The organism is Nocardia sp. NPDC004068, assembly GCF_042874315.1.
GTDB lineage: Bacteria > Actinomycetota > Actinomycetes > Mycobacteriales > Mycobacteriaceae > Nocardia.
This window is the reverse complement of sequence record NZ_JBIAMW010000012.1, coordinates 68,538-80,964: the sequence shown is the minus strand read 5'-3', so window position 1 is coordinate 80,964 and position 12,427 is coordinate 68,538. Positions and strand designations below refer to the sequence as shown.

The 12,427-nt window shown below is 68.7% G+C and carries 12 protein-coding genes; 9 read left to right on the top strand and 3 right to left on the bottom strand.

Going from position 1 to position 12,427, the window contains the following annotated elements; all coding sequences use genetic code 11:
- The first annotated feature begins 18 nt into the window (after positions 1-18).
- Complete coding sequence (locus tag ACFYTQ_RS27680) at positions 19-486, top strand: NUDIX domain-containing protein (protein ID WP_387367140.1); 468 nt, start codon at positions 19-21, stop codon at positions 484-486.
- 64 nt (positions 487-550) lie between these two features.
- Positions 551-2,017 (top strand): sensor histidine kinase, encoded by a 1,467-nt coding sequence (locus ACFYTQ_RS27675; RefSeq protein ID WP_387367137.1) that lies wholly within the window; start codon positions 551-553, stop codon positions 2,015-2,017.
- A 6-nt stretch (positions 2,018-2,023) separates the two neighbouring features.
- On the opposite strand, the gene ACFYTQ_RS27670 is transcribed toward ACFYTQ_RS27675, so the two are convergent.
- Both ACFYTQ_RS27670 and ACFYTQ_RS27665 read right to left on the bottom strand, forming a co-directional pair.
- Positions 2,024-2,605 (bottom strand): hypothetical protein, encoded by a 582-nt coding sequence (locus tag ACFYTQ_RS27670; protein ID WP_387367134.1) that lies wholly within the window; start codon positions 2,603-2,605, stop codon positions 2,024-2,026.
- A gap of 137 nt (positions 2,606-2,742) precedes the next feature.
- Positions 2,743-5,211 carry a phosphoketolase gene (locus tag ACFYTQ_RS27665; protein ID WP_387367131.1) on the bottom strand — a complete coding sequence of 823 codons (2,469 nt, stop codon included), beginning with the start codon at positions 5,209-5,211 and terminating at the stop codon, positions 2,743-2,745.
- 105 nt (positions 5,212-5,316) lie between these two features.
- Here ACFYTQ_RS27665 and ACFYTQ_RS27660 point away from each other — a divergent pair, with 105 nt between their 5' ends.
- From ACFYTQ_RS27660 to ACFYTQ_RS27630, 7 genes are all read left to right on the top strand, one after another.
- Positions 5,317-5,886 carry an FKBP-type peptidyl-prolyl cis-trans isomerase gene (locus tag ACFYTQ_RS27660; protein ID WP_387367128.1) on the top strand — a complete coding sequence of 190 codons (570 nt, stop codon included), beginning with the start codon at positions 5,317-5,319 and terminating at the stop codon, positions 5,884-5,886.
- A 104-nt stretch (positions 5,887-5,990) separates the two neighbouring features.
- Complete coding sequence (gene tig / locus ACFYTQ_RS27655) at positions 5,991-7,361, top strand: trigger factor (protein ID WP_387367125.1); 1,371 nt, start codon at positions 5,991-5,993, stop codon at positions 7,359-7,361.
- Positions 7,362-7,558: 197 nt separating this feature from the next.
- Positions 7,559-8,155: an ATP-dependent Clp protease proteolytic subunit gene (locus ACFYTQ_RS27650; RefSeq protein WP_387367122.1), complete on the top strand. Its 597-nt coding sequence runs from the start codon at positions 7,559-7,561 to the stop codon at positions 8,153-8,155.
- A gap of 28 nt (positions 8,156-8,183) precedes the next feature.
- Positions 8,184-8,849: an ATP-dependent Clp protease proteolytic subunit gene (locus tag ACFYTQ_RS27645; RefSeq protein WP_387367119.1), complete on the top strand. Its 666-nt coding sequence runs from the start codon at positions 8,184-8,186 to the stop codon at positions 8,847-8,849.
- A gap of 279 nt (positions 8,850-9,128) precedes the next feature.
- Positions 9,129-10,412, top strand: a complete 1,284-nt coding sequence (gene clpX, locus ACFYTQ_RS27640) for an ATP-dependent Clp protease ATP-binding subunit ClpX (RefSeq protein ID WP_387367117.1) — start codon at positions 9,129-9,131, stop codon at positions 10,410-10,412.
- A 128-nt stretch (positions 10,413-10,540) separates the two neighbouring features.
- A complete protein-coding gene (locus ACFYTQ_RS27635) occupies positions 10,541-11,134 on the top strand; it encodes a TIGR03086 family metal-binding protein (protein ID WP_387367114.1) in 594 nt (197 codons plus the stop codon).
- Positions 11,135-11,258: 124 nt separating this feature from the next.
- Positions 11,259-11,714 carry a MarR family winged helix-turn-helix transcriptional regulator gene (locus tag ACFYTQ_RS27630; RefSeq protein ID WP_387367111.1) on the top strand — a complete coding sequence of 152 codons (456 nt, stop codon included), beginning with the start codon at positions 11,259-11,261 and terminating at the stop codon, positions 11,712-11,714.
- A 139-nt stretch (positions 11,715-11,853) separates the two neighbouring features.
- Here the strand turns inward: ACFYTQ_RS27630 and ACFYTQ_RS27625 are convergent, their stop codons facing one another.
- A complete protein-coding gene (locus tag ACFYTQ_RS27625) occupies positions 11,854-12,387 on the bottom strand; it encodes a hypothetical protein (protein WP_387367108.1) in 534 nt (177 codons plus the stop codon).
- Positions 12,388-12,427 lie beyond the last annotated feature (40 nt).

The window sequence follows — 12,427 nt, the reverse complement described above, 5'->3', positions numbered from 1 at the left end:
ATACGGCAGACTGCGACCATGAGATACAGCGCGGGAGTCCTGGTCTATCGGCGGCGGCCCGGCCTGGAGGTGTTGCTCGGGCATATGGGCGGACCGCTGTGGGCGCGCAAGGACGAGGGCGCGTGGTCGGTGCCCAAGGGCGAGTACGAGCCCGGCGCCGAGGAGCCGCGGGTGGCCGCGGCGCGGGAGTTCACCGAGGAACTCGGGCTGCCGGTGCCCGCGGGGGAGTGGGTGGACCTCGGCGAGGTGCGCTACAGCGGCGGCCGCAAGCAGGTCGTGGTGTGGGCGGTCGAGGGCGATCTCGATCCGGACGACGTCGTGCCGGGGACCTTCGAACTGGAATGGCCGCCGCGCTCGGGCCGGACGCAGACGTTCCCGGAGATCGATCGGGCCGCGTGGTTCGCACCGGACCTCGCCCGGACCAAACTGTCCGCGGGCCAGCGGCCGCTCATCGATCGGCTGATCGAGCGCCTCGGCGTGGGCTGAGCGCTCAGCAAACGCCCAGGACCGACGCAGTCCGCTCCCAGCGCCCGGCGGTAGACCTGGACCTATGATCAGAGCGCTGACCCGGGCGGGAATCGCGCGCCGGGTCTCGGCGATCCCGTTGCGCGTGGGCCTCGTGGTGGCGATGGTGACCCTGGCCGGAATCGTCCTGGCCGCATCGGGTTTCGCCGTCACCTCCGCGCTGTCGAGATCGCTCACCGCCCGCATCGATGATCAGCTCTACGACGCCGCGCGGGACTGGGCGAAACCGCGCCCGGTGACCCGCGTCGACTCGCCGGAGGGCGTGCGCTACGTCCCGGCCGGGATGCCCGGCCCGCCGCCGCAGGCGCAGGACGCCGATCAGCCGCGGCGCTTCTTCGAGGTGCGCAGCCTGCCCGACGGCGAGGTCTATCTGGACCATCGCGAGCGATCGGCGCCCGATCTGACCGAGGTGCACGGATCCGGTCCGGTCACGGTCGATTCCGCGGCGGGCGGGGATACGAAGTGGCGGGTGCTCACCGTCGCCAACGACTACGGCTCCACGGTGATCGCGTTGCCGCTCACCGACAATCGCGACACCGTCTCCCGGCTCATCGTCTTCGAGACCGGCACCGGCGTCACCGCCCTCGTATTGCTCGGTGTCGCAGGCTATTTCGTGGTGCGCCGGGGTCTGCGCCCGCTGCGCGAGGTGGAGGAGACCGCCGCCGCCATCGCGGGCGGGGACCTGAACCGCCGGGTGCCGGTGCGGGGCGTGGACACCGAGATCGATCATCTCGCGCGCTCGCTCAACGCCATGCTCGCCCAGATCCAGCACGGCGTCGCGGCCACCGAGGCGTCCGAGGAGGCCGCGCGGCGGTCGGAGGCCAATATGCGCCGGTTCATCGCCGACGCCAGCCACGAGCTGCGCACCCCGCTCACCACCATCCGCGGCTTCGCGGAACTGTATCGCCAAGGGGCGAGCCCGGATCCGCATCTGGTGCTCGAACGGATCGAGGCCGAGGCCGCGCGGATGGGCGTGCTCGTGGAGGACCTGCTCATGTTGGCCCGGCTCGACGCGCAACGGCCCCTGCGCCGCGCGCCCGTGGATCTGCTGTCGCTGGCGGGGGAGGTCGTGCACAGCGCTCGCGTCATGGCCGAACGAGAGCATCCCATCGATCTCGACATCGCCTCGGGCACAGGCACTCTGGAGATCTCCGGCGACGCGGGGCGGCTGCGGCAGGTGCTGATGAACCTGGTCGGCAACGCGGTCGCGCACACCCCGCCGGGCACGCCGATCACGGTGCGGCTCACCCCGGAGGCCGAGCGGGTGCGCGTCGAGGTGATCGACCGGGGCCCCGGCCTGTCCGAGGACGCCGCGGCGCGCGTCTTCGAACGCTTCTACCGCACCGACAGCTCCCGCACCCGCGCCAGCGGCGGCACCGGGCTGGGGCTGTCGATCGTGCAGGCACTGGTCCAGGCGCACGGCGGGCGGGTCACCGTGACCAGCGCGCCCGGCGCGGGCGCGACCTTCACCGTCGAGCTGCCGCGCGGGTGAGCCGAATCAGCTTGCGGTGGCGAGCCGTTCGACCAGCGACAGCGCGTCCTCGATCAGTTCGACCCGGCGCAGCTCGTGGACGTGCAGCGGATGCACCGGCCGCGGCAGGCTCCAGGTCGGCGGCAGGTTGCGGCGGCGGGCCGCGTAGGCGGTCATCAGATCGCGGGCCAGCCGGGCGGGGGAGATCCGGTCGGTGACATGGGTGGAGATCACCAGCACCAGCAGATGTTCGGCCGGATCGTCCAGACCGCCGAGCACCCGGAACGATCGCGCCCGCACGGGTGCGGCCGAGGCGGTCGGCATCGGCCCGGTCACGAATTCGTCCACCGCCCGGGACAATTCGCCCGGCGTGACCAGCACCGGAACGAGATCGGGAATCGGCGCGGCCTCGGGTGCTAACACCAGATGCGCCGCCGCCGATTCCACCGTACGAAGGGGTTCGTGCCGGGCGATCAGATCGGCGACCGCGTCGCGCAGCCCGACCGCGTACAGGTAACCGGTGAATCGCAGCGCGAACGAGGTCGTGCCGGTGACGGTGTCGGCGTGCCACGGAGGCGTGGGCATCGTGCCGGTGCTGCGCAACTGCATGCGGTTGTCCAATCCCTCATCCCTGCCCCTGTTGCCAGGGGCAATGACGGGAGCTTATAACCGCACGCACGGTTTTGGTGGATTGTATTCATTCTTAATCGGTATGACGACTTGGCTACCATCGCGCGACCGCGATCTCAGGACCGCTGGTAGGGCCAGGTCCAGTCGGCCACCTCGGGGATGTCCTCGCCGTGTTCGCGCGTCCACGACCGCGCCGCCAGCCGCGCGTCGACCATCTCCTGCCGCAGTCCCGCGGCCCGCGCGCCCAGTCCCGGCACCCGGTCGATGACGTCCATGACCAGGTGATACCGGTCCAGATCGTTGAGCATGACCATATCGAACGGCGTTGTGGTGGTGCCGTTCTCCTTGTAGCCGCGCACATGCAGTTCGCCGTGGTTGGTGCGGCGGTAGGTGAGCCGGTGGATGAGCCACGGGTAGCCGTGGAAGGCGAAGATGACGGGCCGGTCGGTGGTGAACAGGGTGTCGAACTCGCGGTCGGGCAAACCGTGCGGGTGCTCCTCGGTGGGCACCAGGCGCATGAGATCCACCACGTTCACCACGCGGATGCGCAACCGCGGCAACCGGTCCCGCAGGATGGCCGCGGCGGCGAGGGTCTCGAGCGTCGGCACGTCCCCGGCGCAGGCGAGCACGACATCGGGAAGGGTGCCCGGTTCGTCGTTGTGGCCCGCCCAGTCCCAGATGCCCACCCCGCGCGCGCAGTGCGCGGCGGCCTCGGGCACCGACAGCCAATCCTGTTGCGGCTGTTTGCCCGCCACCACGACATTGACGTACTGCCGTGAACGCAGGCAGTGGTCGTAGGTGGACAGCAGCGTGTTGGCGTCCGGCGGCAGGTACGCCCGCACGATCGAGGGCTTCTTGTTCAGCACGACGTCGAGGAAGCCGGGGTCCTGATGGGTGAACCCGTTGTGGTCCTGCCGCCACACATGCGAGGAGAGCAGGTAGTTCAGGCTCGGAACCGGCCGTCGCCAGGGCACTTTCGCGCTCGCGTCCAACCACTTGGCGTGCTGGTTGAACATGGCGTCGACGATGTGGATGAACGCCTCGTAGCAGGTGAACACCCCGTGCCTGCCGGTCAGCAGATAGCCCTCGAGCAGGCCCTGGCACATGTGCTCCGACAGCACCTCGATCGCCCGGCCGCGGCGATCGAGGCCCACGTCGAATTCGCCGATCTCGGCCTGCCAGTTGCGGCCGGTGACCTCGAGGATGTCCTGGAGCCGGTTGCTGGCCAGCTCGTCCGGGGCGAAGGTGAGGAAGTTGTCGGGGTTGGCGGCGGTCACGTCGCGCAGCCACGCGCCCAGCACCCGGGTCGCCTCGTGTTTGCTCGCACCGGGTTCGGTGACCTCGACGCCGTACTCCCGCCAGTCGGGCAATCGCAGATCCCGCAGCAGCGCACCGCCGTTGGCGACCGGGTTGGCGCTCATGCGGCGCTCGCCGATCGGATTGAGCCGCAGCAGCCGGGGTTTCGGGCGGCCGTCGTCGTCGAACAGGTCCTCGGGGCGGTAGGACCGCAGCCACTGTTCGAGCACCGCGCGGTGCGAGGCGTCCGAACGCGCGCCGGGCAGCGGGACCTGATGCGCGCGGAAGGTGCCCTCGACCCGATCGCCGTCCACGACCGGCGGACAGGTCCAGCCCTTCGGAGTGCGCAGCACGATCATCGGCCAGGTCGGTCGCGTGCCGTCGGCGCCCGCGCGGGCGACGCGCTGGATCTCGGTGATCCGGTCCAGGCACGAGTCGACGGCCGTGGCCATCGTCTGATGGACCGTGGCCGGGTCGTCGCCCGCGACCACGATCGGCTCGTATCCGTAGCCGCGCAGCAGCGACACCAGTTCGGACTCCGGAATGCGGGCCAGCAGCGTCGGATTGGCGATCTTGTACTGGTTGAGCGCCAGGATCGGCACCACCGCGCCGTCGCGCGCGGGGTTGAGGAACTTGTTGGCGTGCCAGCTGCCCGCGAGCGGTCCGGTCTCCGCCTCGCCGTCGCCGATCACGCAGAACACGGTCAGCTCCGGATTGTCCAGCGCCGCGCCGAACGCGTGCAGCAGCGAATAGCCCAGCTCGCCGCCCTCGTGGAACGATCCGGGCGTCTCCGGGGCGCAGTGGCTGGGCACGCCGCCGGGGTAGGAGAACTGCCGGAAGAACTCCCGCATCCCCTCGGCGTCGCGCGGAATGTGGCTGTACAGCTCGGAATACGTGCCCTCGAGCCAGCCGCACGCGTTGGGTCCCGGGCCGCCGTGTCCCGGGCCCGCCACGAAGACGGCGTCCAGCTCGCGGGCCAGGATCGCCCGATTGGCATGGGCCCACACCAGATTCAGCCCCGGGACGGTGCCGAAGTGGCCGAGCAGGCGCGGCTTGATGTGCTCGGGTTCCAGCGGTTCGCGCAGCAGCGCGTTGTCCATCAGATAGATCTGGCCGACCGCCAGATAGTTCGCCGCGCGCCACCAGGCGTCGAGGTCGGCGAGCTGATCACGATCGAGCGGGCCGGGCGCCTCGCCGAGGCGGTACGGCTCGGGTGCGACGGTGTCGCCGCCGCGGCTGCCGACATTGTCGGCCGAGGTGTCGCCCCCGGCGCTGGCCAACTGGGTCATGCGAACTCCTCACGTGGGTGTCGCGAAGGGCCTACCCATCCTGCGGCTCGCCAGTCACGCTACCGGCGCACGGCGGAGTCGGCACGGTGGAATAGGGTGCCGCCCATGACCTCTCTGGCCCGGATCCTCGGCTCGACCGCGCTCGCCGCCGCCGCGGTCGCGCTCACCGCCTGCGGCAGCGGCGACGACACGAGCACGCCCGCGCCCTCGTCGTCCGCCCTCGCCCGCCCGTCGACCGCCGCGGCGACGCCCACCGCGAGCCACGGCCGCGAATGCGCCGCCGAGGACATCGGCGTCACGGGCGGCTTCGGCGAGGCGCCGACCATCACCATCCCCGAAAACTGCGATCCGCCGACCAAGCTGATCACCAAGGATCTCGTCGCGGGCAGCGGCCCGGGCGCGGTCGCGGGCCAGCCGCTGACCATGAACTACACCCTGGTCACCTGGTCGGATCGCCAGAAGCTGGACAGCTCCTTCGACCGCGGCGAGCCGTTCCAGCTGACTCTCGGTGCCGGCCAGGTCATTCCGGGCTGGGACCAGGGCCTGCTCGGCGTCCAGCAGGGCGCGCGCCGGCTGCTGATCGTCCCGCCGAACCTCGGTTACGGCCGCGGCGGCAACGGCATCAAGCCCAACGAGACCCTGGTCTTCGTCACCGACGCGGTGAAGGTGGGCTGACGCGCGGCCGATTGCAGTCCGGTCGGTGCCGTCGACTAGCCTTAGCTGGATGTGATCGGGGGGAAACCGACATCGTCACAACGAACAGAACGAGGAGCATGTCCGTGAAGAGCACCGTCGAGCAGCTGAGCCCGACCCGGGTCCGCATCAATGTCGAGGTGCCCTTCGAGGAACTGAAGCCCGACTTCGACAAGGCGTACAAGGCGCTGGCCCAGCAGGTGCGCATCCCCGGTTTCCGGCCGGGCAAGGCCCCCGCCAAGTTGCTGGAGGCCCGCCTGGGTCGCGGCGCGATCCTCGAGCAGGTCGTCAACGACGCGCTGCCCGCGAAGTACGGCGAGGCCGTGCAGACCTCCGACGTGAAGGTCATCGGCCGCCCGGAGATCGAGATCACCAAGATCGAGGACGGCGAGGAGCTGGCCTTCACCGCCGAGGTGGACGTCCGCCCCGAGATCGAACTGCCCGAGTACTCGAGCATCGCGGTCACCGTGGACCCGATCTCGATCTCCGACGAGGACATCGAGGACCAGCTCCAGTCGCTGCGTCAGCGCTTCGGCACGCTGAAGAACGTCGAGCGTCCCGTGCAGGACGGCGACTTCGTCTCCATCGACCTGTCGGCCACCGTCGACGGCCAGGAGGTCAGCGAGGCGTCGACCACCGGCCTGTCGCACGAGGTCGGCTCGGGCCAGCTCATCGAGGGCCTGGACGAGACCCTGATCGGCATGACCGCCGAGGAGTCCAAGGAGTTCACCTCCACCCTGGTGGCCGGTGAGTTCGCGGGCAAGGAGGCCGTCATCACCGTCAAGGTGAACTCGGTCAAGGAGCGCGAGCTGCCCGAGGCCGACGACGAATTCGCCCAGATGGCAAGCGAATTCGACACCATCGAGGAACTGAAGACCGATCTGCGCGGTCGGGTGGAGCAGTCCAAGAAGGTGCAGCAGGCGGGCGAGATCCGCGACAAGGTGCTCGAGGCGCTGCTGGAGCGGACCGAGGTGCCGCTGCCCGAGGGCGCGGTGCAGGCCGAGGTCGACGCGGTGCTGCACGACGCGGTGCACGGCTTCGACCACGACGAGGCCAAGCTCGCCGAGGCCCTCGAGGCGCAGGGCTCCTCCCGCGAGGAGTTCGACAAGGACACCAAGGAGGCCGCCGAGCGGTCGGTGAAGACCCAGCTGCTGCTGGACGCCATCGCGGAGAAGGACAACACCCAGGTCGGCCAGGACGAGCTGACCGAGCGGATCCTGTTCCAGTCGCAGCGCTACGGCATGTCGCCCGAGCAGTTCATCCAGCAGGTGCAGCAGGCCGGTCAGCTGGGCGCGATCTTCGCCGACGTGCGTCGCGGCAAGGCGCTCGCGGGCGTGGTCGGCCAGGCCGCGGTGACCGACACCGAGGGCAACACGGTCGACACCGCCGAGATGTTCGGCGACCCGGCCGCCGAGGAGGCCGACGCGGCCGAGGCCGTCGAGGCGAGCGCCGAGTAATCATGCATCACCAGCGCGAACGTCCGGGAATGGTTGCGAGCGTTGCGCTGTGAGCGAAGCGAGGGCGGTACCGGGAGTTCGGTGCCGCCCTGCTTCGTTAGGGTTTGTGTCAGCGAATCAGAAATGGCCGTGCTAGCTAGCACCGTGCCGGTGAGAGAGGGCAGGTATCCGTGACAATCAATCAGGCAGGGCCGGTCATGACGTCCCCCACTGCTGGGCTCAACCTCAGTGATTCGGTCTACGAGCGCCTGCTGCGGGAGCGCATCATCTTCCTGGGCACCCAGGTCGACGACGACATCGCCAACAAGCTCTGCGCTCAGATCCTGCTGTTGTCGGCCGAGGACCCCACCCGCGACATCGCGCTCTACATCAACTCTCCCGGTGGTTCGGTGACCGCGGGCATGGCGATCTACGACACCATGCAGCTGGTCGAGTGCGACATCGCCACCTACGGGCTGGGCCTGGCGGCCTCGATGGGCCAGTTCCTGCTGACCGCGGGCACCAAGGGCAAGCGGCACGCGCTGCCGCACGCGCGGATCATGATGCACCAGCCCTCGGCGGGAATCGGCGGTTCGGCGGCCGACATCGCCATCCAGGCCGAGCAGTTCGCCCACACCAAGCGCGAACTGAACGAGCTGCAGGCGTTGCACACCGGGAAGTCGCTCGAGCAGGTCACCGCCGACGCCGACCGCGACCGGTGGTTCACGGCGAAGGAGGCCCTGGAGTACGGCTTCATCGACCGGGTGATCTCGCACGCCCGCCAGGTCGGCGACAGCAACGGCGCCGCCCAGTAGCTCACCCATTCGAGACTTGGAGACGAAGATGATCATCGATCCCCGCGCCGGCCTGTCCGGAACCGCGCCCGCCGGGCCGCAGTCGCGCTACATCCTGCCCTCGTTCATCGAGCACTCGAGCTTCGGTGTCAAGGAGTCCAACCCGTACAACAAGCTGTTCGAGGAGCGCATCATCTTCCTCGGCGCGACGGTGGACGACACTTCGGCCAACGACATCATGGCCCAGCTGCTGGTGCTCGAGTCGCTGGACCCCGACCGCGATATCACGATGTACATCAACTCGCCCGGTGGTTCGTTCACCGCGCTGATGGCCATCTACGACACCATGCAGTACGTGCGCGCCGACGTGGCGACCGTATGCCTGGGTCAGGCCGCCTCCGCGGCCGCGGTGCTGCTGGCCGCGGGCACCCCCGGCAAGCGCGCCTGCCTGCCCAACGCCCGCGTGCTGATCCATCAGCCCTCGCTCGAGGGCGGCATCCAGGGCCAGGTCTCCGACCTGGAGATCCAGGCCGCCGAGATCGAGCGCATGCGCCGCCAGATGGAGAAGACCCTGGCCCGCCACACCGGCAAGGACGCCGACACGATCCGCAAGGACACCGATCGGGACAAGATCCTCACCGCCGAGGAGGCCAAGGAATACGGCATCATCGATACGGTGTTCGACTACCGGAAGTTGAGCGCCCAGAAGAAGTGACCCGCGGCTGCCTTCCGTCGTCGCGGCGGAAGGCAGCCGGAGTGAGAAACGTGCCCCAAGTTGTCGACCTGTTTCGCGCCGACCGGGTACGGTCACTTCAGGGACCTTTGCTCATGGTTGTCGGCACGGTCGAAGGCCTGAGAACGCACTGCCGAAGCTTCGAAAAATCCGATCAGCGCACGACACTGATCGATGTGGGCGGGTAGCGTAGTTCGAAGGCGGCTTGTCGGCTTCCGAGACAGACGGTTGCACGCGGACAAGGAAGTAGGGACCCACGAGATGGCGCGCATCGGTGATGGCGGCGATCTGCTCAAGTGCTCGTTCTGCGGAAAGAGCCAGAAGCAGGTCAAGAAGCTCATTGCGGGACCGGGTGTATACATCTGCGACGAGTGCATCGATCTGTGCAACGAGATCATCGAAGAGGAGCTGGCCGAGTCCAGCGAGGTGAAACTCGACGAGCTGCCCAAGCCGGCGGAGATTCGAGAGTTCCTCGAGCAGTACGTGATCGGCCAGGATTCGGCGAAACGCACGCTCGCCGTCGCGGTGTACAACCACTACAAGCGTATTCAGGCCGGGGACAAAGGCCGCGACAATCGCGGCGAACCGGTCGAATTGTCCAAGTCGAACATTCTGATGCTGGGCCCCACCGGCTGCGGGAAGACCTACCTCGCGCAGACGCTGGCCAAGATGCTCAACGTCCCGTTCGCGATCGCCGACGCCACCGCCCTCACCGAGGCGGGCTATGTCGGCGAGGACGTCGAGAACATCCTGCTCAAGCTGATCCAGGCCGCCGACTACGACGTCAAGCGCGCCGAGACGGGCATCATCTACATCGACGAGGTCGACAAGATCGCCCGCAAGTCCGAGAACCCCTCGATCACCCGTGACGTGTCGGGCGAGGGTGTGCAGCAGGCGCTGCTGAAGATCCTCGAGGGCACCCAGGCCAGCGTGCCGCCGCAGGGCGGGCGCAAGCATCCGCATCAGGAGTTCATCCAGATCGACACGACCAACGTGCTGTTCATCGTGGCGGGCGCGTTCGCGGGTCTGGAGAAGATCGTGCAGGACCGGGTCGGCAAGCGCGGCATCGGTTTCGGCGCGGAGGTGCGGTCCAAGGCCGACATCGACACCGCCGATCACTTCGCCGAGGTGATGCCGGAGGATCTGATCAAGTTCGGCCTGATCCCCGAGTTCATCGGCCGTCTGCCCGTCGTCGCCTCGGTCACCAACCTGGACAAGGACTCGCTGGTCCGCATCCTGTCCGAGCCCAAGAACGCGCTGGTGAAGCAGTACGTGCGCCTGTTCGAAATGGACGGTGTGGAACTGGAGTTCACCACCGACGCGCTGGAAGCCGTTGCGGATCAAGCGATTCTGCGCGGCACGGGCGCCCGCGGCCTGCGCGCCATCATGGAGGAAGTGCTGCTGCCGGTGATGTACGACATCCCCAGCCGCGACGATGTGGCCAAGGTGGTCGTCAACGCCGATACGGTCAACGACAACGTCCTGCCGACGATCGTGCCTCGCAAGCCGGTCGCGCGGACCGAGCGCCGGGAGAAGTCGGCGTAGTTCCCCGCTTTCGAACGGGCCCGGGAGATTCGTCTCCCGGGCCCGTTTCGTTGTGTCGGCTCCCGCTTGTTCAGCGGACGTAGATAATAAGCGTAGACATACGATACTCATGCGCTTACTATTCTTGTATGACAGACATTCGAGACCTCAACCGCCGCGCGGTCGACTACAGCGTCGAAATCGTCGCCCACGCCAAGCCCGACGACCTCGATCGGCCCACCCCCTGCTCCGCCTGGAACCTTCGAGACCTGTTGTCCCACATGACGGCTCAACATCGGGGCTTCGCCGCGGCAGCCCGAGGCGAGGGCGCCGACCTGGCCGTCTGGCAACCCACTCCCCTCGGCGACGACCCGGTGGCCGACTACGCGGCCGCCGCCACCGAGGTGACCACCGCCTACGCCTCCCCCGACGTGCTGACCAGAGACTTCGCCCTCCCCGAATTCGCCGAGGGCTTCACCGCCCCCGGCCACCAGGCCATCGGCTTCCACTTCATCGACTACGTCGTCCACGGCTGGGACGTGGCCCGCGCCCTCGACCTCGACTACCACCTCCCACCCGCCCTCGCCGACGAGGCCCTCCGCATAGCCCTGGCCGTCCCCGACAACGAATACCGCCACATCCCCAACGCCCCCTTCGCCCCCGCCCTCCCCACCCCCACCCCCGCCGACCCCCTCACCCGAATCCTCACCGCCCTCGGCCGCTCCCCCCACTGGCCCCACTGACCGGCAACCCAGCCGCACCCCTTATCCGAATCCGCACCCCTTCCAGGGCCCCGAAGAGGGTGCGGATTCCAACAAAGGGTGCGGCTGTGCTGCCGAACCTGGGGGAGTGGATATGTTGGGCGGCATGGGTGAGGTGGAGCGGCCGGATCTGGCGGCGATGATCGTGCCGTTGGGGCGGATTCTGATGGCGTTGGAGAAGCCGGTGCTGGCGGAGCACGGGGTGAGCATGTGGGGGTACAGCGTGTTGGTGGCGCTGGGGCGGGGGACCGCGCGGGGGCAGGGGGTGCTGGCCGAGGAGATCGGGGCCGACAAGACGCGGATCATTCCGGTGCTGGACGAGTTGCAGGCGCGGGGATGGATCGAGCGGCGGCCGGATCCGGCGGATCGGCGGGCTCGGTTGCTCGCGCTCACGCCCGAGGGGAGGGCCGTGCGGGACGCCGTACAGACGGACATCCAGGCCAGAGAGGAAGCGCTGCTCGGGCGGCTCGATCCGGCGGACCGGCGCGGGTTCCTCAATGCCCTGACCACTCTCGCGGCATTGCCGCGCGAGGAGATCACCGGCGAGAGCGCCACCCCGTAGTGACGCCCCCCCGCGACCTCGCTATCGAACTCGGTGACGACCGATGCCCCCAGTCGCGCCCGTTGCCGAAGATCGCCGTTGATCCTCCGTGGTTCGCCGTTGAACCTTTGTCCGATGTCTGCTCATCGCCTACGGTGACTCACCTGTTACGACGGCCCGGCAGCCGGAAAGTCATCGGCTCGGGATCGCGCAACCGGACCCGTTCGCGCGGCGCGGCCAGCAGGGCGGCCAGGCCCAGCACGGGCAGCAGGATCACCGACAACAGGCTGAGCGTGTAGTTCCCCGAAGACATTTCGGCCGGTTTGTGCGCGGCGTGGTAGATCAGATGGATCACCCCGAACACCACCCACCCCAGCCCGGCCACCCGGGCCAGCAGACTGTCGCCGAAATACAGCGCCGCCCCCGCCACCGCCGCGAGCCCGAGGAAGAACGCCCCGACGTCCCCGGCGAGGTGATGGTTGTAGGGCCCGTCCATCGCGACCCAGTTCATCCCGAGCCCGGGAAAACTGCGATACCACGCCTCCGGCGCGACCGTCGCCCACAGCCCCACATACGCCCCGATGACCGCGAGTGCGCCGAGCGCGATCTGCGTGATCAGCCACCGGCGTCGATTCACATCCAACCGCATCCGCACCCGCAGGTTGTCACCCGCCCGTTGCACCGAGATCCGCATCGGGGCCTCCCGTTCGCCGTCGCATTCCGGTGCCCACACC

Excerpts from the sequence above, each read along its gene's own strand:
- ACFYTQ_RS27680 (WP_387367140.1), top strand. The coding sequence starts at position 19 with ATGAGATACAGCGCGGGAGTCCTGGTCTATCGGCGGCGGCCCGGCCTG.
- ACFYTQ_RS27675 (WP_387367137.1), top strand. The coding sequence starts at position 551 with ATGATCAGAGCGCTGACCCGGGCGGGAATCGCGCGCCGGGTCTCGGCG.
- ACFYTQ_RS27670 (WP_387367134.1), bottom strand. The coding sequence starts at position 2,605 with ATGCAGTTGCGCAGCACCGGCACGATGCCCACGCCTCCGTGGCACGCC.
- ACFYTQ_RS27665 (WP_387367131.1), bottom strand. The coding sequence starts at position 5,211 with ATGACCCAGTTGGCCAGCGCCGGGGGCGACACCTCGGCCGACAATGTC.
- ACFYTQ_RS27660 (WP_387367128.1), top strand. The coding sequence starts at position 5,317 with ATGACCTCTCTGGCCCGGATCCTCGGCTCGACCGCGCTCGCCGCCGCC.
- ACFYTQ_RS27650 (WP_387367122.1), top strand. The coding sequence starts at position 7,559 with ATGACGTCCCCCACTGCTGGGCTCAACCTCAGTGATTCGGTCTACGAG.
- ACFYTQ_RS27645 (WP_387367119.1), top strand. The coding sequence starts at position 8,184 with ATGATCATCGATCCCCGCGCCGGCCTGTCCGGAACCGCGCCCGCCGGG.
- clpX (WP_387367117.1), top strand. The coding sequence starts at position 9,129 with ATGGCGCGCATCGGTGATGGCGGCGATCTGCTCAAGTGCTCGTTCTGC.
- ACFYTQ_RS27635 (WP_387367114.1), top strand. The coding sequence starts at position 10,541 with ATGACAGACATTCGAGACCTCAACCGCCGCGCGGTCGACTACAGCGTC.
- ACFYTQ_RS27630 (WP_387367111.1), top strand. The coding sequence starts at position 11,259 with ATGGGTGAGGTGGAGCGGCCGGATCTGGCGGCGATGATCGTGCCGTTG.
- ACFYTQ_RS27625 (WP_387367108.1), bottom strand. The coding sequence starts at position 12,387 with ATGCGGATCTCGGTGCAACGGGCGGGTGACAACCTGCGGGTGCGGATG.